Genomic DNA, 23,406 nt, shown 5'->3' with positions numbered 1-23,406 from the left:
CCACACAGGAGACTTCGCGATGCAGGCATTCGACTGGCAGAACCCTTACCCGAGTACACGCAGCCCGCTGTTCGCGCGCAATATCGTGTCCACCTCGCACCCGCTGGCTGCGCAAGCGGGCTTGCGCATCTTGGCCCAGGGCGGCAATGCCGTCGATGCGGCGATTGCCACGGCCGCCTGCATGACCCTGGTCGAACCCTGCAGCAACGGCCTGGGCTCAGACGCGTTTTGCATCCTCTGGGACGGCCAGCAGCTGCACGGCCTCAATGCCTCGGGCACGGCGCCCCAGGCCTGGACGTCCGAACACTTCTTCAAGACCTACGGCTCGGATGCCAAGACCCCGCCCAAACGCGGCTGGGGCGGCGTGACCGTGCCGGGTGCCGTAGCCGGCTGGGTGGCTTTGAGCGAGCGCTTTGGCAAGCTGCCTTTTGCCGACCTGATGGCGCCGGCCATTGAGATCGCCGAGCGCGGCTATGCCGTGCCGGTGGTGGTGCAGAGCAAATGGGCCATGGCCGCGGAGTTGGCCGATCTGACCGGGCAGCCCGGTTTCGCCGAGGCCTTCTTGCCGCGCGGCCGCGCGCCCCAGGTGGGCGAGCTGTTCAAGTTCCCGGCCGCAGCACGCACCCTGCGCCTGATCGCCGAGAGCAAAGGCGAAGCGTTCTACCGCGGCGAGGTGGCGGCGGCCGTCGAGGCCTTTGCGCGCAGCACCGGCGGCGCCATCACCGCGGCCGACTTTGCGGCTTACCAGCCCGAGTGGGTGACGCCGATTTCGCAAAGCTATGCCGGCCACGAGCTGCACGAGATCCCGCCCAATGGCCAGGGCATTGCGGCCCTGATCGCCCTGGGCATCCTCAAGCACCGCGATCTCCGCCGCCATGCGGTCGACAGCGTGGCCGGCCAGCATCTGCAGATCGAGGCCATGAAGCTGGCCTTCGCCGATGTGTACCGTTATGTCGCCGACCCGCGCAGCATGGATGTGACTACGGCCGAGCTGCTGGACGAACAGTACCTGGCCCGCCGCGCCGCCTTGATCGACCCGAATCGTGCCCAGGATTTCCAGTGCGGCAACCCGGTCAAGGGCGGCACCATCTACCTGACCGCGGCCGACGAGAGCGGCATGATGGTCAGCTTCATCCAGAGCAATTACATGGGCTTTGGCTCGGGCCTTGTGCTGCCCGGTTACGGCGTGTCCTTGCAGAATCGTGGTCACTGCTTCACCCTGGAAGCGGGTCATCCCAATGTGGTGGCCCCGGGCAAGCGTCCCTTCCACACCATCATTCCCGCCTTTCTGACCCGGAACGGCCAGCCGCTCATGAGCTATGGCGTGATGGGCGGCAATATGCAGCCGCAAGGCCATATGCAGACCCTGGTGCGCATGCTGGACTACGGCCAGCAGCCGCAGACCGCCTGCGATGCGCCGCGCTGGCGCTTCAACGAAGGCCTGTCGCTCAATGTCGAGCCGCACATGCCGGCGGCCACGGTGGCTGGCCTGCGCGAGCTGGGCCATCAGATTGGCGACATCCACGACAGCTACCAAGACTTCGGCGCCGGCCAGTTCATCTGGCGCATGGGCGACCCGGCGGTCGAGGGCTATGTGGCCGCCAGCGACCCGCGTCGCGACGGCGCTGCGGTCGGTTTCTGAGGCCAGTGTCAGGTCTTGCCTGCTGCTGAGCGTGCCCGGCAAGCTCTTGTTCGCACGAGGCGCCGCCTGACGTGGGTCGGGCGCATGTGCTGCGGGCTTGGGGTGTGCAGCGCCGTCCGACCCGCGACTTGTCGTCGACCACGGTTTGAGGGTTCGCGCAGCGCCCCCGATGTGCGGGGGCGTGACCACTCGCACTTGCTCCGCGTCGTGGGCCGCTGTTAGCATGGCTGCTCTTGATTCAGATCAGACCATGACCAAGCTCCTCGACCGCACCCGACGACGCACACCCCGTGCGGCGCTCGCCTGCGTGAGAGTCGCAGCCTGGCCCCAGGCTGCCGCCGACTGCCCGCATTGACGCGGCGCTGCTTCGGTTTTCTCCTCCCCCTCGGTGAGTCGCCGTGCCTTTGATTTGCCGGCCTGCTTCTTCGCTTCAAGCTCACCCTGTTCTGTCTTCTCTCGCTTGTTTCCCGCGTTTCGCCACCTTGGCGGAGTGCCCTGGTGTTGCCCCTGACCCCGCCCTGCGCGCGGGAGCCAGCACACCGGGAACCGTTTCGGAGTGTGTTTCTCATGGCTTCCCGCTTTTTTGTGTCCCTGTCGCGCCCCGGCCTCTGGCCGGGCCTCTTGTTCGAGCGAATGCGCCGCCTGCTGACCCTGCCGCCCGGCGACCTGCTGCGTGACGCGATCTACCGCCGGCTCTGGACCTCCATCCTGATCAGCTCCCTGGGCGGGCAGATCACGATGCTGGCCCTGCCACTGACGGCAGCCGTGCTTCTCAATGCCAGCCCCACACAGATGGGCTTGCTGACCTCGATGGAAATCGCGCCCTTTGTGCTGTTTTCGCTGCCCGGCGGCGTCTGGTTGGACCGCGTGCGCAAGCTGCCGGTCTACGTTTTTGGCGAGGCTTTTCTGGGCCTGGCCGTGGCCACCGTGCCGCTGGCGGCCTGGATGGGTTGGCTGACCATGAACTGGCTGTATGTGGTGGGCTTTGTGCTCGGCACGGTCTACACCATCGCCGGCAGTGCCGCGCAAATTGTGCTGACCCAGGTGGTCAGCCGCGACCGCCTGGTCGAGGCCCATGCCAAGAACGCGCTCGCCTCCAGCGGCGCCGAAGTGGCCGGGCCTGGCGTGGCCGGTGTGCTGATCAAGCTGCTGGGTGCACCCATGGCCCTGGCGGTGGATGCCGTGCTGGTGCTGTTCTCGGCCTTGATTCTGCGTGGCATCAAGGTGCAGGAGCAGTTGGCCCCGGCCGGCGAAGCCGACTTCTGGCGCGACCTCAAGGCCGGCGTGCAGTTCGTGCGCGAACGGGCCTTGCTGGTCAGCCTGGCCTGCACGGTGGGCGGTTGGCAGCTTTGCTACAACGCCGCCCAGGTGGTGCAGATCTTGTTTGCCACCCGCAGTTTGGGGCTGAGTGCACAGGAGGTGGGACTGAGCTATGTGGCCCTGGGCGCTGGCACGGTGCTGGCCAGTGTGTTCGGCCACCGCATCAGCGCGCGGGTCGGGCCGGGCCCCTGTCTGGTGCTGGGTATTGCCAGCTCGGGCCTGGGCTGGTTGCTGCTGGGTCTGATGCCGGCCAATGCCTGGGGCGTGGCGGCCTTTGCCTTCATGCTCTTCATGTTCGGCGTCGGAGCGGTGCTGATCTTCATCAACTTCCTGTCCCTGCGCCAGGCCGTCACACCGGCGCCCATGCTGGGCCGCATGACCAGCACCATGCGCTGGTTGATCTTGATCCCGGCCGGCCCCGGCGCCTTGTTGGGCGGCTGGCTCGGTGAGCATGTGGGCCTGCGCTCCTCGCTGCTGTTCGCAGGCGTTGGCGCGCTCTGCCTGAGCCTGATTGCATGGCGCCACCCCACCATCCGCGAGGTGCGCGAGTTGCCCAAGGTTGCGGACCTGGAGGACGCGAACCCGCAAGGCGTGGCCGGTGCCAGCGGCCTGGCGCTGGATTTGGGGCCCAATAAATGAGCGAAGCAAGACCTGACCCCAGCGTGCCCGACCCCATCCTGATCGAGGTGCCCGAGACGATCACCACCGAGCGCCTGCTGCTGGCCGCACCGCGGCCCGGCATCGGCCCGGCGCTGAGCGTGGCCGTGGCCGAGTCCATCGGCCTGCTCAGCCCCTGGATGCCCTGGGCACAGCAGGTGCCCAGCTTTGAGGAATCCGAAGCGGTGGCGCGCCGTCAATGCGCCGACTTCATCGCTCGCCGTGACCTCTGCTACCAGATCTACGACCGCGCGCCCGAAGGCCGTCGCCTGCTCGGCGGCACCGGCCTGCACCGCATGGACTGGACCGTGCGGCGCTTCGAGATCGGCTACTGGCTGCGCGCCAGCGCTCAGGGCCAGGGCTTCATGAGTGAGGCCGTGGCGGCCCTGAGCCGCTTGGCTTTCGAGCAACTGCGCGCCCGCCGCGTGGAGATCCGCATGGACGAGACCAACCGCGCCAGCCGCGCGGTGGCCGAACGCTGCGGCTTCGATCTCGAAGGCATCTTGCGCTGCGACAGCCTGTCGCCGCAGGGGGAGCCGAGGAATACTTGCGTCTACGCGAGGATTCAGTAGCAGGGCCGAACTGCCCCTACTCCTCTTTTTCAGTCGAGTCGCTGCTCGCGCAGCTCAGGCTGCCTTGGCTTCAAAGTTGCCGCGTCAGGGATCGATCAGGCCGCTGTTCCAGATCGAAGCGCTGGGTAAACGGGTGGCCGTTGAAGGTGTGGGTGCAGCAAGCGCAAAAGGGAGCAAGGCTGCTGGCATTCATGGAAGGGTTGACCAACTGAAGCACGCCTGCGTCATCCACCCAAAGGCCGCTGAAGTAGCTGGCCTCTCCGGTTCGTATGCAGTCTTGGGCCTCAGAGCGATGAAGGGACACCATCCAGAAAATCAGCTCTTTGCGATCCAGTCTGGCGACAGCCTCGCTGAATACGGTGTCCCACGCTTGCCCGACGCGTGAGAGCAGAAAGCGAAACAAAGGCGTGTAGTCCAGGCCCCTGCGAACGCCTTGCGTCATCGGCACGGCCTCTGTTGCAAGGTCGCCCTGGTTGACTTGTCGTCGTGAGTGGCGAAAGTCGCTGCCGAAACGGTGATGCACGCCGCGCGCGGTGGTATTGACCTTGCGATACAGGGGAGCTTTCGTTTTCATGGGGTCATGCGCGCAGAGCGCGGCAGATTGAACGACGTTGGAATTCTCGGGCCGGTCGGTGCGAGGCTTGGGCAGGGAAAGCGAGCTGTTTGTTTATGAGGGATTTTAGGGAGGGCCTGATGCAGATTCGATTCACTCAGGAGGCACCGGATGCCACAGAATTTCAGCGCCTCTACGACAGCACCGGCTGGGCCGGTGGCGTGCAGCGTGAGCCCGAGTTCTATGCGCGCGCCCTGGCGGGTTCCTGGGCACAGTGCGCGGCCTATGCCGGTGAGGAGCTGGTGGGCTTCGGTCGGGTGATTTCCGATGGTGTCTTGCATGCCTTTATCACCGAGATGATCGTGCTGCCGGCTCAGGGCCTGTTAACACGACGCCGATGGGCCGCGTTGCCGGTCAGAAAGGCCGCAGGCAAGGCGCAAACCGCAGCCGGGTTGGATACCCGGCGAGGATTTGCAACGCGGCCGGCGGTCTTTCTGGCCGCAACCCTGCGGGAAGGCTCGTCTCAGCGGGCCAGGCGTCGTTGCAGCGCTGGCCCGCACGCGAGTGCGGGCGGCACGCCGCGCCTAGCCTGACCCGCTGAGGCGAGCCTTCGCGGCCCATCGGCGTCGTGTTAACAGGCCCTAGCAGGGGCGTGGCTTGGGTGCGCAGCTGCTCGATCGCTTGGTTCAGCATTGCCTGCAACAGGGCGTCCGCGACATCCAGCTCTTCTGCGCGGAGGGCAAGCAGGGCTTTTACGAAAAAGGCGGCTTCACGCCACGGCTGCTGGGCCGACCGGGCATGCAGTACACCCGAGCATTCCATTCGCAATAGCCCTGTCCAAGCGGTGCTCCGTGCCCGACCCTATGCTGGGACGCTGTTGTGTTGATCATCAGCAAGGACACAGGCGACAGCGGCAAGGATGGGCATGAGCGAGTACACGATAGGCAATAGCTGGCACCGGCCTTCCCAGGCTTACGGGGGCGAGCCGACCGCACTGCAAGCTTTCGAGCCCAGCCTGGCTGCCGCGCAGGCGCGCATCGCGGCGGTTGACCCGGCGGCCTATGCGCGCAGCCGCAATGCTCTCGACGGCGCGGTCACGGGCTTATCGCCATACATCACCCATGGCTTTGTGAGCTTGACTGAGGTCTTGGCGGGCGTGCAGCAGCGCCATGCGCTCGAGGTGCAGCACAAGCTGGTGTTCGAGCTCGGTTGGCGCGCTTACTTTCGCCATGTCTGGCAGCACCGCGGCGAGGCCATTTTTGACTCCCTGCACGAAGGCCCGCTGCCCGATGCGGCCTATGCCCGCGAGCTGCCGGCCGATGTGCGCCAGGCTTGCACGGGCGTGCCGGTGGTCGACCAGGCCGTGCGCACGCTGTACCAGTCAGGCATGCTGCACAACCATGCGCGCATGTGGCTGGCCAGCTATCTGGTCCATGTGCGCAAGATCCACTGGCGCACCGGTGCCGATTGGCTCTACGGCCATTTGCTTGACGGCGATCTGGCCAGCAACCACCTGAGCTGGCAATGGGTGGCTGGCACCGGCAGCCGCAAGCCCTATCTGTTCAATGCCGACAATGTGGCGCGTTATGCCCCGCTGACCTGGCACAGCCCGGGTACGGTGATCGATGTCAGCTACGAGGCCCTGGATCAGCTGGCGCGGCAGCCTCTGCCGGCCCTGCATCCGGTGTCTGCAGCGAGGCCCGATGCGACCGAGGCTCCGGCCCTGCTCGCGGCGCCGCCACTGGACGTGCTGGTGAGTGCGCCCGATGCGAGCTTGGTGCAAAACCGCGAGGTCTGGCTGGTCCATCCCTGGAACCTGGGCGAGCTGCCGGCCGATCTGGCGCCGGACACCTTGGTGATCGGCCTCTGGCTGCAGGATTTCCATGAGGCCTGGCCCTGGAGCGAGCGGCGCTGGCGTTTTGTCGTGGCGCGCATGGCCGAGCTCGGTGCGCTGATGTGGTGGGGCGATGCAGCGGTGGTGGGCCAAGCCTTGGCCGGCGCGCGCCGGGTGCGCTGCCGCGCCGAGCCGCATCTGCAAGCCTGGCTGTCGCGCTGGGCCGAGTGCCTGCCCGAGCCGACCCTGTTCCCCGAGGTGTCGCCGGGCTGCGCCTCCTTCTCCGCCTGGTGGACGCGCAGCACGCGCGGCCTGGCCTCAGCCGATGATTTGTTGTCAGCACCTCGCCGATGAAACCGCAAGCTTCTGAACAGCCCAGCGAATCGCTGACCGTGCTCTTCGACGGTGCCTGCCCGCTGTGCCGGCGCGAGATCGCGCTCTACCGCGACCAGGCCGAGGGCCAGCCGGTCTGCTTTGCCGATGTCAATGACCCGGGCCAGGTCTTGCCGGCGGGGCGCACACAGGCGGAGCTGCTGGCGCGCTTTCATGTGCAGCTGCCCGACGGGCGCTTGCTCAGTGGCGCTGAGGCCTTCTTGGCTCTGTGGGCGAAGTTGCCCGGCTGGCGCTGGCTGGCCTGGCTGGGGCGCCTGCCCGGTGTGGCGCGCCTGATGGAATGGGCTTACCTGGGCTTCCTGCGTGTGCGGCCTGCCGTGCAGCGGGGATTTCGGCGCTGGAAACCGGACTGAGGCGCGCTTGAGCTCTTGAGAAACAAAATCCGGAACACGGACGCGGAGCAAGCAGCCGAGGGACGCAGAGCTCGCAGAGGATCTGCCTGAACCTTGGCTGTCTCTGCGTGCTCCGCGTTTCCCTGCGGCCTCTGCGTGCCATGTTTCTCCGCGAATGACGGGCGCCATCTGGTGCCTGGGATGAGCTCAGTCGCCGGGCGCGAAGCGGTCCACCGCGTCGGTGATGATGCCGTCCACGCCATTGGCGCGAAGCCAGGCCACGACCGATTCATCGTTGGCGGTGTAGATCAGGGCTTTCATGCCGGCCGCGTGGATGGCTTGCACGCGCGCCGCGTCCATCAGGCGGTAGTGGGTGATGACGGCCACGCAGCCCAGGCTTTGTGCCTCGGCAAGCCAGCTTTCGCGCGGGTTGTCGAGCAAGAGGCCGCGTGGCACGCCGGGGGCGGTCTCGCGAGCGCCTTCCAGGGCGACGGGCTCGAAAGAGCTGAACAGGGGCAAGTGCGCCTCCGCACCGCCCCAAAGCCGCAGCACTTCGCGGCCCACGACCTGGCCGGTCAGGCGCTCCTGACCCGGCGTCGGTTTGAGTTCCAGATTGAGGCCGAAGCGGTTGGCCTGGACGAAACGGGCCACGGCCTCCAGGCTGGCCGGAGGCTCGCCCGCGTAAGCGCGGCTGTGCCAGCTGCCGGCGTCCAGGCGGCTCAGGTCCGACCAGCTCTGCGCGCTGGCCAGGCCGGAGCCCGTGCTGGTGCGGCGCAGGCTGCTGTCGTGCAGCAGGAAGGGAACGCCGTCCTGGCTCAGCTTCACATCGCATTCAAAGGCCCGGTAGCCATGGGCGGCGCCGAGGCGGAAGGCGGCCAGGGTGTTCTCGGGCGCCAGCTTGCCGGCGCCGCGGTGGGCGATCCAGAAGGGCAGGGGCCAGGTGGGCGTGGACGAGATGTTCATGGCGGCGGCTTCAGCTGAGGGCGGCGCCATATTAGCCCTGGAGAGAGCGCTCCAGATGCAAGGCCAATCGTCGCCAGAGGCCAGGGCAAATGCTGCGCTGCGGTACGATCACGGCCCGAGCGCGCAAGGCCCGGCCGCGCGATCCGCCGGCGGTTGCCGGTGTGGCGCAGGGCCGGCCATGACAGGCCTGGGCCACAAGCCCGTTGCTGCCCTGGGTCCGTTCGTTCCAGCCAATTTCCCAGCCTTGCGGCTGGGCTTTTCGGGCGCCAGAGCCCGAGGGGCCAGGCCGCAGCCAACCATGGGTGTGTTGCCCGCACCTGGCCGCCATGAATGCACCGCATCCGCTGATGCTCCAAGATCCCGCTGCCCCGAACGCCGCTGCCGATGCGGCTCATGCAGCGTCGCCCCGCCTGCGCGAGATCCCCTACAACTACACCTCTTTCTCCGACCGGGAAATCGTCATCCGCCTGCTCGGCGAGCCGGCCTGGGCCTTGCTGGACAAGCTGCGCGAGGAGCGCCGCACCGGCCGCTCGGCCCGCATGCTTTACGAGGTGCTCGGCGACATCTGGGTGGTGCAGCGCAACCCCTATCTGCAAGACGACCTGCTTGACAACCCGAAACGACGCGGCCAGTTGATCGAGGCCTTGCAGCACCGCCTGGGTGAAGTGGAGCGCCGCCGCGACCCGGGCACTGATCCGCAGCGCGATGCCGATGTCGGCCAGCTGCTGGCCGCGGCCCAGGCTGCGGTGCGTCAGTTCGCCGGCCAGTTCGAGGTGGTGGCCGAGCTGCGCCGCCGCACGACCCGGCTGCTGGGCAAGACCACGGCGCGCGACAACATCAAGTTCGACGGCCTGTCGCGCGTCTCCCATGTCACCGACGCGACCGACTGGCGTGTCGAGTACCCCTTCGTCGTGCTGACCCCGGACAGCGAGGCCGAGATGGCCCAGCTGGTCAAAGGCTGCGTGGAGCTGGGCCTGACCATCATTCCGCGCGGCGGTGGCACCGGCTACACCGGCGGCGCCGTGCCCCTGGTCTGGAACAGCGCGGTCATCAACACCGAAAAGCTCGAAGGCTTGCGCGGCGTCGAGATGCTGACCCTGCCCGGCATGGACCGCGAGGTGGCCACCATCTGGAGCGAGGCCGGCGTGGTGACGCAGCGCGTCGCCGACCTGGCCGAGCAGCATGGCTTTGTCTTCGCTGTAGACCCGACCAGTGCCGAGGCTTCCTGCGTCGGCGGCAATGTGGCCATGAATGCCGGCGGCAAGAAGGCCGTGCTCTGGGGTACGGCGCTCGATAACTTGGCCAGCTGGCGCATGGTCACGCCCGAAGCCAAATGGCTGGAGGTGACCCGCCTCAACCACAATATGGGCAAGATCCATGATGTGGAGACGGCCAGTTTCGAGCTGCGCTACTTCGACGCGACCGGCAAGAAGCTGGAGCGCACCGAGCGGCTCGACATCCCGGGCCGCACCTTCCGCAAGGAAGGCCTGGGCAAGGATGTCACCGACAAATTCCTGGCCGGCCTGCCCGGCATCCAGAAAGAGGGCTGCGACGGCCTGATCACCAGCGCCCGCTGGGTCGTGCACAAAATGCCGGCCCATGTGCGCACGGTCTGCCTGGAGTTCTTCGGCAACCCCAAGGACTGCGTGCCCTCCATCGTCGAGATCCGCGACTTCATGTTCGCCGAGGCGGCCCGCCCGGGCGGCGCCATCCTGGCCGGCCTGGAGCATCTGGATGATCGCTACCTCAAGGCCGTCGGCTACTCGACCAAGAGCAAGCGCGCCCATGCAGCCGGTGCTTCGTCCAACGGCTTGCCCAAGATGGTGCTGGTCGGCGACATCGTCGGCGAGGATGCCGACGCCGTGGCCCGAGCCACCTCAGAAGTGGTGCGCCTAGCCAACAGCCGCAACGGCGAAGGCTTTGTCGCCATCAGCGCCGATGCGCGCAAGAAATTCTGGCTGGACCGCAAGCGCACAGCCGCCATCTCCAAGCACACCAATGCCTTCAAGGTGAACGAGGATGTGGTGATCCCGCTGCCGCGCATGGGCGAGTACACCCTGGGCATCGAGCGCATCAATATCGAGCTCTCTCTGCGCAACAAGCTGGCCTTGGTCGGCGCGCTGCAGCAGCTGTTCGGTAGCGCCAAGCTGCCCCTGGGCAAGAGCGATGACGCCGGCGAAATCCCCAGCGCTGAGCTGCTCGGCGACCGCGTTCAGCAGGCCCTGGCGCTGCTGGCCGAGGTGGGCGCGCAGTGGCAGCTGTGGAAGGATGAGCTGGATCTTGCAAGGCCCGAGGAGGCTGGCAGTTACTTCGACCAGCTGCAAGACCACAGCCTGCGTGCGTCCTGGAAGACGCAGATCTTCAAGCCGCTGCAAGGCATCTTCAGCGGCGCGGCTTTCGCGCAGATCCTGGAGGAATGCAAGCGCATCCACCAGGAGGTGCTGCGCGGCCGGGTCTGGGTGGCCCTGCACATGCATGCCGGCGACGGCAATGTGCACACCAACATCCCCGTCAACTCCGACAACTACGAGATGCTGCAGACGGCGCATGAGGCGGTCGGCCGCATCATGAAGCTGGCGCGTAGCCTGGACGGCGTGATCTCGGGCGAGCATGGCATCGGCATCACCAAGCTGGAGTTCCTCAGCGATGAGGAATTGGCCGATTTCGCCGACTACAAGCTGCGCGTCGACCCGGAAGGCCGCTTCAACAAGGGCAAGCTGCTGCGTCCGAATGCGTCCACCCACGGTACTTTTGCCGATCTGACCAATGCCTACACGCCCAGCTTCGGCCTGATGGGGCATGAGTCGCTGATCATGCAGCAGAGCGATATCGGCGCCATCAGCGACTCGATCAAGGACTGCCTGCGCTGCGGCAAATGCAAGCCGGTCTGCGCCACCCATGTGCCGCGCGCCAATCTGCTCTATTCACCGCGCAACAAGATCCTGGCCACCTCGCTGCTGGTCGAGGCTTTCTTGTACGAAGAGCAAACCCGCCGCGGCATCTCGATCAAGCATTGGGAAGAGTTCGAGGATGTGGCCGACCACTGCACGGTGTGCCACAAATGCGCCAACCCCTGCCCGGTCAAGATCGACTTCGGCGATGTGACCATGAATATGCGCAACCTCTTGCGCAAGATGGGTCAGAAGAGCTTCCGCCCCGGCAATGCCGCGGCCATGTTCATGCTCAACGCCACCAACCCCGAGACCATCAAGATGGCCCGGGCCGCCATGGTGGGTGTGGGCTTCAAGGCCCAGCGCCTGGCGCACGATGTGCTGAAGACCTTTGCCAAGAAGCAGACCGCCGCGCCGCGCGCCACCTTGGGCCCGGCGCCGATCAAGGAACAGGTCATCCACTTCATCAACAAAAAGCTGCCCGGTGGCCTGCCCAAGAAGACGGCGCGGGCGCTCCTGGATATCGAGGACAAGGACTACGTGCCCATCATCCGCAACTCGGCCGTCACCACGGCCGAGACGGAAGCCGTGTTTTATTTCCCCGGCTGCGGCTCCGAGCGTCTGTTCAGCCAGGTCGGCCTGGCGACGCAGGCCATGCTCTGGCATGCCGGCGTGCAGACCGTGCTGCCTCCGGGTTATCTGTGCTGCGGCTATCCGCAGCGCGGCTCGGGCCAATTCGACAAGGCCGAGAAGATGATCACCGACAACCGGGTGCTCTTCCACCGCGTGGCCAACACCCTGAACTACCTGGACATCAAGACCGTGGTGGTTTCTTGTGGCACCTGCTATGACCAGCTGCAGGGCTACAAGTTCGAGGAGATCTTCCCCGGCTGCCGCATCATCGACATCCACGAGTACCTGCTGGAGAAGGGCATCACGCTCGGCAGCGACAAGAGTTACCTCTACCACGACCCCTGCCACACACCGATGAAGCTGCAGGAGCCGATGAAGACGGTCAAGGCCTTGGTCGGTGACAACGTGGTCGAAAGCAAGCGCTGCTGCGGCGAGAGCGGCACCCTGGGCGTGACCCGGCCGGACATCTCGACCCAGATCCGCTTCCGCAAGGAAGAAGAGCTGCGCAAGACCGAGACGAATCTGCGCGAGAGCGGCAAGGTCGCGGCGGCCGAGAACCTCAAAATCCTGACCAGCTGCCCGAGCTGCCTGCAAGGGCTGTCACGCTATGGTGGTGACCTGCAGAACGGTCTGCTGGAGGCCGACTACATCGTCGTCGAGATGGCGCGTCAGATCCTCGGCGAGAATTGGTTGCCGGAATATGTGGCCAAGGCCAATAACGGCGGCATTGAGCGCGTTCTGGTCTGAGCTGACAAAGCACTGACCGGCTGAGAAAGACCCAGGAAGGCGCTTTATTTGAGCGCTGCCGTCTGGGCGCTGTGTTGGAATGGGTGCTCCACCCCCGTTCAGGCAGTGCATTTCTTGTGACGGAACTCCAGCCCTCGGTCGAACTGTTTGCGCTCAACAGCGAGGTGGCTGTCTGGGAGGCCGCACTGCCTCAGGCCGAGGCGGGCTCGGCGGCGCGCTTGCAGCTGCAGCTGCTCCTGGCCTGGCATCTGCGCCAACGCCACAGCGCCCGTGCGCTGGAGCTGGCGCAGCAGGCCCGGCAACTGCTGGCCGCCTTGCCTATGCCCGAAGCGGCGCGCTTGCGCATTGCGGCGCGGCTCGATCTGGTCGAGGCTGAAGTCCACTGGCTGTTCGCCCGGCCGCAGCCCGCCGAGCAAGGCCTGCTTCGCGCGTTGGCGGCCTTTGAGGCGGCCGCGGACCGGGCTGGCATGGCGGATGCCCGCAGCCTCCATGTTTCGATATGCAGCGATGCCGGCCGGCCGCGCGAGCGCGATGAGCTGCTCGAACAATGCCTGGCCGATTGCCGTGCCGCCGGCGATCCCCAGCGACTGGCCGTGGTCTTGGCGCGCCGCCTCTTGTTCGCGGCCTTCCGCGATGCGCGCGCCGCCGGCCAAAGCCTGGCGCAGACCGAGGAACTGCAGGGTGAGCATGGGCCGGGCGTGCTGGCCGGCTTGGCCAGTGTGCGCGCCGTCGTGGCCGGCTACACCGGCGAGCTGGGCGCTTCGATCGGCCATTTCATGCAGGCTTACGAGGCCGCGCAAGCGACCGGTCAGCTGCGCTTCGCCGTGCTCTCGGCCAGCAATGGCGCCGATTCCTTCGCCAGCCTCGGTGATCTGGATGCCGCCCTGGAATGGGACGAGCGTGCTCTGCAACTGGCGCGTGCCTGTGGCTGGCCGGCCATGCTGGGCCTGGCCCTGACCCAGATCGGCCATGTGCTGCGCTTGCTCGGGCGGCTTGGCGATGCACGCGAGAACCTGCTGGCGGCCTTGCCGGTCATGAGCGGCCTGACCGGCTCGGCCAACTATGCGATGGTGCTGCAGGCCTTGGGCGAGCTGCAGCTAGACCTGGGCGACGCGGCCGACGCCTTGCAGCAGTTCGAGCGCGCCGAGGCCTGCGCGGCCGCCCTGGGCGAGCCGATCGCCCAGCTGCGCAGCTGGCGCGGCCAGGCCGATGCCCTGGGTCGCCTCGGCCGCCCCGAACAGGCCCTGCACAAGATCCAGGCGGCCCTGAGCCTGGTCTGCGAACAGGGCAATGTCGAGGAGCAGATCAAGGTCTTGCGCGTGATGGCCGAGCTGCACCGCAGCCACTCGCTGCCTGCGCCACCTGGCATGCGCGCGGCCAGCGCCTGCCTGCATTTTTTGCAGCAGGCTCAGGCAGCGGCGGCCACCATCGCCGGTTTCTCCATGCCGAGCGAGTTGCTCGACGAACTGGCTCGCGCCTGCGCCGAGGCCGGCGAACATCGCCTGGCCTATCAGCATGCAGTGGCCGCAGGCCAGGCGCGCGACAGCCGCCTCGTCACCGAGGGGCGCAACCGGGCCATCGCCCTGCAGGTGCGCCAGGACACCCAGCGTGCCCATGCCGAGGCCGAGCTGCAGCGGCAGCTGGCCCAGACCGAGGCGCGGCGCGCTCAGGCCCTACTGGAGACCAGCCAGATGCTGGAGGCGCTCGGCCATATCGGCCGCGAGATCACGGCCTGCCTCGATGCCGATGCGGTGTTCGCCTCCCTGCATCGCCATGTCCATCGCTTGCTCGATGCCAGTTTTTTCGGTGTCTGCTTGTTGGATGAGACGCAGCGCAGCTTGCGCCTGGTGTTCGGGGTCGAGAACGGCACGGTGTTGCCCACGCACGAAGTGAGTCTCGATGCGCTCGATTCGTCCTTCGCGCGTTGTGCTCGCGAGCGTGAGCCGGTGCTGATCGATCTACCCGCCCGCGACGAGGCCGGCAGCCCGATCCCCGGCACACTCGACACCTTGAGCTTGATGTTCTTTCCGCTGCTGTCAGGCGAGCGGCTGCTGGGTGTGATGTCGGTGCAGTCACCGCATGTGCACGCCTATGGCGAGCGCGAGCGCTCCATCATGCAAGCCTTGTGCGGCTATGGCGCCATCGCCCTGGACAATGCCCGGGCCTACCGTCAGCTGGAAGCGGCCACCGCTGCCAAAAGTCAATTCCTGGCCCATATGAGCCATGAGATTCGCACGCCCATGAATGCCGTGCTGGGCATGCTGCAGTTGCTGCAGAACACCGAGCTCGATGCGCGCCAGCTTGACTACGCCGGCAAGGCTTCGGGTGCGGCCCGCTCCTTGTTGGGTCTGATCAACGACATCCTGGACTTCTCCAAGATCGAAGCGAACAAGATGGTGCTGGAGCCGCAGCCTTTCGCGCTCGCTCAGCTGCTGGCCGAGCTGTCCGCCATCATCTCGGCCCAGGCAGGTGCCAAGGCGGTGGCCTTGTGCTGGCAGGTCGATGCGGCGGTGCCACCGGTCTTGCTCGGCGATGCCCTGCGACTGCAGCAGGTCTTGATCAATCTGCTCAGCAATGCACTGAAGTTCACCGAGCGCGGCGAGGTGCGTTTGGAAATCCGCCTGCTGGAGCTGAATGCGGGTCTGGCCCGTCTGTATTTCGGTGTGCAGGACAGCGGCATCGGCATCGCCCCCGAGCACCAGCAAGGCATCTTTGAAGGCTTTTCGCAGGCCGAGGCCTCGACCACTCGGCGCTTCGGCGGCACGGGTCTGGGCCTGTCGATCTGCCGCCGTTTGGTGCAGCTGATGGGCGGCGAGCTGAGCCTGCACAGCCGTGTCGGCGAGGGCAGTTGCTTTGCCTTCGAATTGTCTCTGCCCGTGGCCGATGCGCAGACGCTGAGCGCGCAGACGCTGCAGCCGGCCAGTGCCCATGGACTGCAGGGCTTGCGCCTGCTGCTGGTCGAGGACAACGACTTGAACCAGCAAGTGGCCATGGAGCTCTTGAGTGCGGCCGGGGCCTCGGTCACCCTGGCCGTCAACGGCCAACTGGCCCTGGACCGATTGCGCGCCCAGCCCGCGGACGCGCCGGAATTTGACGCCGTGTTGATGGACCTGCAGATGCCGGTGATGGACGGCTACGCGGCCACCCGCTTGATTCGTGCCCAAGCGCCCGCTGGTCTGGGTTTGAGCGAGCTACCCATCATTGCCATGACAGCCAATGCCATGGACTCCGACCGAGAGGCCTGCCGGGTGTGCGGCATGAATGACCATGTCGGCAAGCCTTTCGAGATGAGTGAGCTCAGTGCCAAGCTGCTGCATTGGTGCGGCCGCGCCGCACCGGCGGTCGAAGCGCCAGAGAGCCGCGAAGAGACCGAGGCCGAGGCTGAACCCCAGTTCATCCGCCTGCTGCTGCCGTCGGAGCTGCAGCAGCATGCCCTGGCCTGGGGGCTGGATGCCCAGGCCCTGATGGACCGTTTCATGGGCAAGGCGCCGCTCTATCTGCGCTTGGTCAGCAGCTTTCACGGCAAGGCCGCAGCCCTGCCGGCGCAGCTGGCGGAATTGCTCGATCAAGGCCAGCTGGCCGAGGCCGAATTGGCCGTGCACAGCTTGAAAGGCCTGGCCGCCACCCTGGGCGCCGACGCTTTGGCGGCCTTGGCTGCGGAAGGCGAGGCCTGTCTCAAGCAAGGCCAGGCACCCGAGCCCGGCTGGGCGCCGCGTCTGATGGTGGCCCTGGCCAATGACCCGGACTGGCTGCTGGACCTGGCCCAACGGCTGGCCGCGCTGCATGCCTCCGCCCAAGCCGCTCCAAGCACGACCGCTATTCCGCCGCCAAGCGACGCTCCTTGATCAGCGCGTGCCAGCCCTGAGTCTCCTGCTGCACAAAGCGGCTCAGGCTGGCGGCGTCTCCGGGCGTCACCTCCAGGCCAAACTCCTCCAGCCTGGCCTTCAGCTCGGGCACCATCAAGGCCTTCTGCAATTCGGCACTGAGCTTCTGGTTCACTGCCTCGGGCGTGCCTCGGGGCAGGAACATGCCTTGCCAGGCCGACACATCGACGCCCTTGAGCCCCAGTTCCTCGAATGTCGGCACATCGGGCAGCTGGGCCACGCGTTTGCTGCTCAGCACGGCCAGGGCGCGCAGTTTGCCGGCGCGGATTTGCGGAAGGCCGGCAGCGGTGTCGAGGATGGCCATGGGCACGACACCGGCCAACAGGTCTTGCACCGCGTTGACGGTGCCGCGGTAGGGCACGTGGACGATGAAGCTGCCGCTGCGCTCCTTCAACAATTCCATGGCCAGGTGGTGCGGGCTGCCCACGCCGGGTGAGGCATAGCTGAACTTGCCGGGGTTCTTCTTCACATCCGACAGCCATTGGCCGACGCTGCTGAAGCCAGCCTGCGGGTTCACCACCAGGAGCAAGGGGAATCGCGCCATCAGGCCCACGGCCTGGAAGTCGCTGGTGGCATAGGGCAGCTTTTTGTACATGGCGCTGTTGAACACCATGGCGCCGTTGTCGCCGCTGAGCCAGGTGTAGCCATCGGGGGCTGATTTGGCGGCCGCGTCGGTGCCGATGCCACCGCCGGCACCGGGGCGGTTGTCGATCAGGATCTGCTGGCCGAGCTGCTTGCTCAGCTGCGGTGCCAGCTGGCGGGCCAGGAAGTCGGAGCCGCCACCGGCTGGGTAGGCCACGATCCACTTGATTGAGCGGTTCGGCCAGGCCGCCGCGTTGCCGCTCTCTGCCTGGGCACTAGCGGCCAGGCTCAGCAGACCGAGCAGGCCCAGGCGGCGCAGCCAGTTACGCCGAGCCGGCAAGGGATCTTGTGGGTGTGATGTCATCGGGCGTGCTCCTCGCAGGCATTGCTACAGTCGGCGCATCTTAGTCAGCCCGGGCTCGCTCTTATGTCGCTTTGTCTCAGTGATTGCCCTTTGTGCCGTGACCCTGTTCATGCACTGCCCGAAGCGGGCGTTCAGCTGCTGCTGCAGCGCCCTCGCTACCGCGTGGTGCGGGTTTTGGACGCCGATTTTCCGGCCTTTTACCGCGTCATTTGGCAGGCGCATGTGGCCGAATTCAGCGATCTTGAGGCCGCAGATCGCACGGCATGCATGGACGCTGTCATCGCAGTCGAGCGCGCCTTGCGCGAGCAGCTGCAGCCGCGCAAGGTCAATCTGGCCACCTTGGGCAATGTGGTGCCGCACTTGCACTGGCATGTGATCGCCCGTTTCGACTGGGACAGCCATTTCCCGGCGCCGATCTGGGCAGCCGCCCAGCGCCCGGCCGACGGGGCCCAGCTGGCCGCGCTGGCGCAGGCCTTGCCGGCGTTGGACGAGGCGGTGTTGGCCGCTCTGCGCGCCCTGCCGGACTGAGTCGCCGCTGTCAGCCCCGGTTTGCCCCCATGTCCAGCAGCGGCTGTGGCGCCTAAACTGCCAAGCCATAAGAAGCAGGGCAGGGTGTAGGACCACGAGATTTGGGGCCTGCCATGGCATTGGAATTGGAATCGGGATCGCCTGCGGCGATCGAAGAGAGTTTGAGTCAGGCCGAGGCCTTGTTGGCGGCCGAAGCCTATGAGGCCGTGCTCAGCCTCACGCGCGGCTTGCTGGACTCACTCGAAGCCGCTGGCTCGGCCAGCCTGCGGCCGCTGGCACGCCGCATCTACCAGCTGCGCGGTGATTGCCTGACCCGGCTGGACCGCTTCAGCGAGCTGCTGCAGGACAGCGCGGCCATGCTCGATCTGCTGTCGGTGGACCAGGCCTCGGCCGAGCGTGCCGAGCTGATGATCAAGATGTCCTTCGCCCACGCCAACTTGGCCATGCCGGAGCAGGCCTTGCGCGCCGCCCATGTGGCGCTGCAGGACGCCCTGGCCCTGGGCCAGCGCATGACGGCGGCGCAGGCCCTGGAACGGGTGGCCATGGCCTATCTGAGCATGGGCGACGGCGTGGCTGCCGAGCGTTTCATGTTCGAGGCCCTGGAACACAGCGACGATAGCAGCCCGCCACTTGAGCAGCTGCGCCGCACGTCCAATGCCATGCATCTGCTCTGTACCCTGTATGACGCCTACCAGGACATGGGCTTGAGCGAGCTGGCCGATGCGGTCTTGGCGCGCGCGCGTGGCCTGCCGGCAAGGGCCGAGCTGTGGCTGCCGCAGGTGCCTGGGCGCTATATGGTCTGCATGTGGCAGGCCAATCAAGCACGCTGCTGGCGTCGCAGCCAGCGCTTGGCCGAGGCCCAGGCCTTGTTCGAGGACTGTGTGGTCGAGGCCAGCGCTCAGGGCTGGCACGCGGTGCGCCGGCCGGTGCAGCTGGAATTGGCTTTGATGGCTGAAAGCCGCGGTGATCTGGATCAGGCCTTGCAACTGCTGAGCGCCTTGTTCGAGCCGGCGAATCTGCGCGTGCGCGATGTCGTCGCCTTGCCGGCCTACCGTATGCTCGAGCGGGTCTGTCGTGGCCTGGGCCAGGCCGAGGCGGCGGAGCAGGCCGGGCGGCAGCTCCGGGCCCGGCAGCTGGCGCGCCAGCAGGCCAGCCTGGAAGCCGCGACCCAAACTCAGGGTCTGGCGCCCATGATTTTGGCGGCCCTGGCGGCCGCCGATCGCCAACGCCTGGAGGCGGAGATTCAGCGCCTGCGCAGCGAGCCGGAAGCCGGCGCCCGGCTGCGCATGCCGGACGGTGAGTCCTGGTTCAAGCTCGGCCTGCCCTGAAACGCGGGGTCAAGCGGCCGCTTGCACCGCTTGTACTGCCACCGGAGCCGCCGCCGTCGCGAGACCCAACTGGCCAAACAAGTCCTTGGGGTCGGCCATCTGCGGGATCAGGCTGACATCCTGGCCCAGGCCCAGCTCGCGCGCCAGATCGCGCAGCAGGCGCAGGGCCGAGAAGTCCTCCAGGGCAAAGCCGACGGAGTCGAAGAAGGTGATCTGTGCTTCGCTGTCGCGGCCGGCGCTCAGGCCCTTGAGCACGCGCCAGAACTCGATGACCGGGAACTCGGCCGGCATTTGCTGCAGATCGCCCTCGATGCGCGATTGCGGCTCGAACTCGACGAAGACCTTGGAGGCTTCCAGCACACCGCGGTGCATCTCGGTCTTGCCGGGGCAGTCGCCGCCGACACCGTTGATGTGCATGCCGGGCTCGATCATCTCGGGCGTCAGGATGGTGGCGTTGGTCTTGTCAGCGGTCACGGTGGTGACGATGTCGGCGCCGCGCACGGCCTCGGCGGTGCTCTTGCACGCAATCAGGCGCAGGCCGGGCAGGGCGCTCAGGTGGCGCTGCAGCTTGGCGGTGGCGGCCGGGTCGATGTCATAGAGGCGGATCTCGCTGATGCCCAGCAGGTGGTGGAAGGCCAGGGCCTGGAATTCGCTTTGCGCGCCATTGCCGATCAAGGCCATGCTGCGGGCGTTCTTGCGTGCCAGCTGCTTGGCGGCCATCACCGAGGTGGCGGCGGTGCGGATGGCGGTGGTCAGGGTCAGTTCGCTGAGCAGCTCGGGCCGGCCGGTGGCCACGTCCGCCAGCAAGCCCACGGCCATGACGGTGGGCAGGCCGGCGCGGGTGTTCTTGGGGTGGCCGTTGACGTACTTGAAGCTGTAGAGGCTGGCGTCGGCGATGGGCATCAGCTCGATCACGCCGTCGTCGGAGTGGCTGGCCACGCGGGCGCATTTGTCGAACTCGTTCCAGCGCAGGTAGTCGGCTTCGAGATAGCCGACCATGCGCTTGAAAAACTCGGCCATGCCGAGGGTCTGGGCCATTCGGGCGACGTCTTGCGTGTTCAGCAAAGTGGTCATGGGAAGTCTCCGTTGTTCTGTTGCCATGGATTCTTCCCAAGCTCGCTGCTAGCGAGAAGAGCAAGAATTGATCAATTAGTGATGGGAATTTGTCATTTTGGTAGAGTCGATTGGCGAAATGGCAATTTGATGAGATCAAAAAGGGTGATTCGTGAATGGCGAATGGTGAATGGTGAATACCGGCTGAGTGCTTACGAATCGACCATTCACGACTCACGACTCACGACTCACGACTCACGACTCACGACTCACGATTCACGATTCACGATTCACGATTCATCTTCCCCCCCAATGGACACCCTCGACCAACAACTGATGGCCTTGCTGCGCCTGGACGCCCGCGCCACCGTGGCCACCCTGGCGGCCAAGCTCAAGGTCTCGCGCGGCACCGTCACCAACCGCATCGCCAAGCTAGAAGACGCCGGCGTCATCGTCGGCTACACGGTGCGTTTGCGGCCTGACGTCACACCCAATGAGATCTGCGCCTGGATGAGCATCGCCGTGGAGGGCAACAAGACCCGCGAGGTGATCAGCATCCTGCTGGGTGAGCCGGGGGTGTCGGGCCTGTTCGACACCAACGGCCGCTGGGATCTGCTGGCCGAATTGCGCGCGGCCACCCTGGCGGAGCTGGCCGATGTGCTGGAGCGGGTGCGCCTGATCAAGGGCATCGGAGCCACCGAAACAAGCATCCATTTGCAGACCTACAAAGCGGCGTGATGGCGCGCCGGCCATGTACATTGGCAGCTGTCCTGATGTGGCCGGAGTCGGCAGCCGCAGGGGACAGTTCCCGACCCGCGAGTCGAGCGCTGATTCAGGATCGCCCCGCTCGCACAGCACACGATGAACGAAGACCTGCCCTCAGTCCCTGCGCCGAACGCTGACGTCGACACCCAGCTCGAGCTGGCACTGCGCGAGCGTGACATCATCCTGGCCAATGCCGGCGTGGGTATCGTTTTCGTCAAGCAGCGCGTCATCGTGCGCTGCAACTCCCGCTACGCCGAGATCTTCGGCTACGCCGATGCCCAGGCTCCGCTCGGCCGCAGCAGCATCGAGATCTACCCCGACGAGGCCGCCTTCAAGCAGCTGGGCGCCGAAGCCTATCCGGTGCTGGCCAGCGGCCAGCGTTACAAGACCGAGCGGCTGATGCGGCGGCGCAGCGGCGAGTTGTTCTGGAGCAGCATGACCGGGCGCCTGATCGAGCCCCAAGACCCCAGTCAGGGCTCGATCTGGATCGTCGACGACATCACCGAACAGAAGCTGGCCCAGGACGCCTTGGCCGCCGTCACCGCCGAGCAGCACCTGATCCTCGAACATTCCATGGTCGGCATCGTCTTCCTGCGCGAGCGTCGCGTGACGCGCTGCAACCGCAGCTTCGAGCAGCTGTTCGGCTACGCCCATGGCGAACTGGACGGCAGCTCTTCGCGCCAGTGGTACCTCACCGATGCCGATTGGGAGGCCGCCGGCCAGCGTTGTTACGAGCCCTTCAGGCAGGGGCGCGCCTTCGAAGGCGAAATGCTGCTGCGCAAGAAGGACGGCACGCCGGTGCACTGCGAGGTGCGCAGCAAAGCCATCGATGTCACGGATCTCTCGCGCGGCTCGATCTGGATCACCATGGACATCAGCGCGCGCAAGAACGCCGAAAGTGCCCTGGTGCGGGCCAAGGACGACTTGGAGCATCTGATCAAGAAGCGCACCCGCCAGCTGCAGCAGACCGTGCTGGCCATGGAGCAGAAGGTGCTGGAGCAGCAGCGTGCCGAGGCCCATATCCAGCGTCTGGCTCATTTCGACGCGCTGACCGGTCTGCCCAACCGCGTGATGCTGGCGGAGCGCTGCCACCAGGCGATCGAGATCGCCCGCCGTCACGGCGAAAGCCTGGCCCTGGTTTTTCTCGACCTGGACCATTTCAAGAACGTCAACGACTCCCTGGGCCACCGCTTTGGCGATGAGCTGCTGAAGATCTTGGCGCGCCGCCTCAAGACCGCTGTTCGCGAGCAGGACACGGTCTCGCGCCTGGGCGGCGACGAGTTCGTGCTGGTACTGCCGGGCACCGATGCGGCCGGGGCCGGCCATGTCGCCGAGAAGGTCATGGAGCTGGCCGGGGAACCTTTCCAAATCGAGCAGAACGAGCTCAATGTCACGCCCTCGATCGGCATTGCCATGTACCCGGCCGATGGCGACGGTTTCGACGCCCTGTGCAAATGTGCGGACATTGCCATGTACCGCGCCAAGCACGACGGCCGCAACAGCTACCGCTTTTTCACGGCCCAGATGCAGGCCGAATCGGTGCGCGTGTTGCAGCTGGAGAACTCACTGCGCCGGGCCCTGGAGCGTGAACAGCTGAGCCTGGTCTACCAACCACAGGTTTCCTTGCTGACCGGCCGGGTCATCGGCGCCGAGGCTTTGCTGCGCTGGCAGCACCCGGAGCTCGGTTGGGTCTCGCCGGCCGAGTTCATCCCGGTGGCGGAAGCCAGCGGCTTGATCGTCCCCATCGGTGAGTGGGTGCTGCGCACCGCTCTGGCCCAGCTCAAACGATGGCTGGATGCCGGCATGGCGCCGCTGGTGATGTCGGTCAATATCTCCTCGGTGCAGTTCAGGCATAACGATCTTCCGGAGCTGACCAGGCGCATCCTGGAGCAGGTCCAACTGCCGCCCGAGCTGCTCGAGCTGGAGCTGACCGAGGGCGTGGCCATGCGAGACCCGCTGGGCGCCATCGCGGTGATGAGCGAGCTGCACGAGCGCGGCATCCGCCTGTCCATCGACGATTTCGGCACCGGCTACTCTTCGCTCAGCTATCTGAAGAAGTTCCGTGTCTACAAGCTCAAGGTCGACCAGAGCTTTGTGCGTGACCTCGGCGACGACCCCGAGGACCGGGCCATCGTCAGTGCCATCATCAGCATGGCCCACAGTCTCGGCTTGCGCACGATTGCCGAGGGTGTCGAGACCCTGGACCAGCTGCAGTTCCTGCGCAGCCAGGGCTGCACCGAGGTGCAGGGCTATCTGTTCAGCCGGCCGCTTTCGGCCGAGGCTTTTGCCGCTTTTGTGGCTGCCGGCCTGCACCTGCCGGCCGATCAAGGCGAGCTCGGGCCGGAGAGCGGCTGAGACCGCCTCG

General features: G+C 66.3%; 17 protein-coding genes. 13 read left to right on the top strand and 4 right to left on the bottom strand.

What is annotated here, in order from left to right; all coding sequences use genetic code 11:
- The first annotated feature begins 19 nt into the window (after nucleotides 1–19).
- From LNV28_RS08785 to LNV28_RS08775, 3 genes are all read left to right on the top strand, one after another.
- On the top strand, nucleotides 20–1,642 hold the full coding sequence (locus LNV28_RS08785) for a gamma-glutamyltransferase family protein (RefSeq protein WP_263518603.1): 1,623 nt from the start codon (nucleotides 20–22) through the stop codon (nucleotides 1,640–1,642).
- Nucleotides 1,643–2,209: 567 nt separating this feature from the next.
- Entirely contained in the window at nucleotides 2,210–3,601 is a 1,392-nt protein-coding gene (locus LNV28_RS08780) for an MFS transporter (protein WP_263518602.1), read from the top strand.
- Nucleotides 3,598–4,191 carry a GNAT family N-acetyltransferase gene (locus LNV28_RS08775; protein WP_263518601.1) on the top strand — a complete coding sequence of 198 codons (594 nt, stop codon included), beginning with the start codon at nucleotides 3,598–3,600 and terminating at the stop codon, nucleotides 4,189–4,191. The genes LNV28_RS08780 and LNV28_RS08775 overlap by 4 nt, the downstream gene beginning before the upstream one ends.
- 70 nt (nucleotides 4,192–4,261) lie before the next feature.
- Here LNV28_RS08775 and LNV28_RS08770 read toward each other — a convergent pair whose 3' ends face one another.
- Nucleotides 4,262–4,765 carry a hypothetical protein gene (locus LNV28_RS08770; RefSeq protein WP_263518599.1) on the bottom strand — a complete coding sequence of 168 codons (504 nt, stop codon included), beginning with the start codon at nucleotides 4,763–4,765 and terminating at the stop codon, nucleotides 4,262–4,264.
- Nucleotides 4,766–4,884: 119 nt separating this feature from the next.
- Between LNV28_RS08770 and LNV28_RS08765 the strand changes: the two genes are divergently transcribed.
- The 4 genes from LNV28_RS08765 (at nucleotide 4,885) to LNV28_RS08755 (ending at nucleotide 7,324) form a co-directional block, all read left to right on the top strand.
- Nucleotides 4,885–5,337, top strand: coding sequence for a hypothetical protein (locus LNV28_RS08765; RefSeq protein WP_263518597.1), 453 nt, complete (start codon nucleotides 4,885–4,887; stop codon nucleotides 5,335–5,337).
- Nucleotides 5,338–5,401: 64 nt separating this feature from the next.
- Nucleotides 5,402–5,575 (top strand): GNAT family N-acetyltransferase, encoded by a 174-nt coding sequence (locus tag LNV28_RS25175; RefSeq protein WP_263518595.1) that lies wholly within the window; start codon nucleotides 5,402–5,404, stop codon nucleotides 5,573–5,575.
- A gap of 94 nt (nucleotides 5,576–5,669) precedes the next feature.
- On the top strand, nucleotides 5,670–6,932 hold the full coding sequence (locus LNV28_RS08760; RefSeq protein WP_263518593.1) for an FAD-binding domain-containing protein: 1,263 nt from the start codon (nucleotides 5,670–5,672) through the stop codon (nucleotides 6,930–6,932).
- Nucleotides 6,929–7,324, top strand: a complete 396-nt coding sequence (locus LNV28_RS08755; protein WP_263518591.1) for a thiol-disulfide oxidoreductase DCC family protein — start codon at nucleotides 6,929–6,931, stop codon at nucleotides 7,322–7,324. Before LNV28_RS08760 ends, LNV28_RS08755 begins: the two co-directional genes overlap by 4 nt.
- Nucleotides 7,325–7,510: 186 nt before the next feature.
- On the opposite strand, the gene ugpQ is transcribed toward LNV28_RS08755, so the two are convergent.
- On the bottom strand, nucleotides 7,511–8,266 hold the full coding sequence (gene ugpQ / locus LNV28_RS08750; protein WP_263518589.1) for a glycerophosphodiester phosphodiesterase: 756 nt from the start codon (nucleotides 8,264–8,266) through the stop codon (nucleotides 7,511–7,513).
- Nucleotides 8,267–8,592: 326 nt separating this feature from the next.
- Here ugpQ and LNV28_RS08745 point away from each other — a divergent pair, with 326 nt between their 5' ends.
- Together LNV28_RS08745 and LNV28_RS08740 are read left to right on the top strand one after the other, a co-directional pair.
- Complete coding sequence (locus LNV28_RS08745) at nucleotides 8,593–12,537, top strand: DUF3683 domain-containing protein (protein ID WP_411969932.1); 3,945 nt, start codon at nucleotides 8,593–8,595, stop codon at nucleotides 12,535–12,537.
- Between the two features lie 116 nt (nucleotides 12,538–12,653).
- Nucleotides 12,654–16,382 (top strand): ATP-binding protein, encoded by a 3,729-nt coding sequence (locus LNV28_RS08740; RefSeq protein ID WP_263518588.1) that lies wholly within the window; start codon nucleotides 12,654–12,656, stop codon nucleotides 16,380–16,382.
- Here LNV28_RS08740 and LNV28_RS08735 read toward each other — a convergent pair.
- On the bottom strand, nucleotides 16,354–17,367 hold the full coding sequence (locus tag LNV28_RS08735; RefSeq protein ID WP_263518586.1) for a Bug family tripartite tricarboxylate transporter substrate binding protein: 1,014 nt from the start codon (nucleotides 17,365–17,367) through the stop codon (nucleotides 16,354–16,356). The two genes, LNV28_RS08740 and LNV28_RS08735, sit on opposite strands and share 29 nt — an antisense overlap.
- Before the next feature lie 63 nt (nucleotides 17,368–17,430).
- Here LNV28_RS08735 and LNV28_RS08730 point away from each other — a divergent pair, with 63 nt between their 5' ends.
- Both LNV28_RS08730 and LNV28_RS08725 read left to right on the top strand, forming a co-directional pair.
- A complete protein-coding gene (locus tag LNV28_RS08730) occupies nucleotides 17,431–17,895 on the top strand; it encodes an HIT family protein (protein ID WP_263518585.1) in 465 nt (154 codons plus the stop codon).
- Between the two features lie 113 nt (nucleotides 17,896–18,008).
- Nucleotides 18,009–19,223, top strand: a complete 1,215-nt coding sequence (locus tag LNV28_RS08725) for a tetratricopeptide repeat protein (protein WP_263518583.1) — start codon at nucleotides 18,009–18,011, stop codon at nucleotides 19,221–19,223.
- A 9-nt stretch (nucleotides 19,224–19,232) separates the two neighbouring features.
- On the opposite strand, the gene ocd is transcribed toward LNV28_RS08725, so the two are convergent.
- Entirely contained in the window at nucleotides 19,233–20,297 is a 1,065-nt protein-coding gene (gene ocd, locus LNV28_RS08720) for an ornithine cyclodeaminase (protein WP_263518582.1), read from the bottom strand.
- A 291-nt stretch (nucleotides 20,298–20,588) separates the two neighbouring features.
- Between ocd and LNV28_RS08715 the strand changes: the two genes are divergently transcribed.
- Together LNV28_RS08715 and LNV28_RS08710 are read left to right on the top strand one after the other, a co-directional pair.
- Nucleotides 20,589–21,014: an Lrp/AsnC family transcriptional regulator gene (locus tag LNV28_RS08715; RefSeq protein WP_263518580.1), complete on the top strand. Its 426-nt coding sequence runs from the start codon at nucleotides 20,589–20,591 to the stop codon at nucleotides 21,012–21,014.
- 123 nt (nucleotides 21,015–21,137) lie between these two features.
- Nucleotides 21,138–23,396, top strand: a complete 2,259-nt coding sequence (locus LNV28_RS08710) for a sensor domain-containing protein (protein WP_263518578.1) — start codon at nucleotides 21,138–21,140, stop codon at nucleotides 23,394–23,396.
- The last annotated feature ends 10 nt before the right edge of the window (nucleotides 23,397–23,406 follow it).

The sequence above is a fragment of the Paucibacter sp. DJ2R-2 genome (genome assembly GCF_025717675.1).
Taxonomy (GTDB): domain Bacteria; phylum Pseudomonadota; class Gammaproteobacteria; order Burkholderiales; family Burkholderiaceae_C; genus Paucibacter_A.
This window is presented reverse-complemented; position numbering and strand designations above follow the sequence as displayed.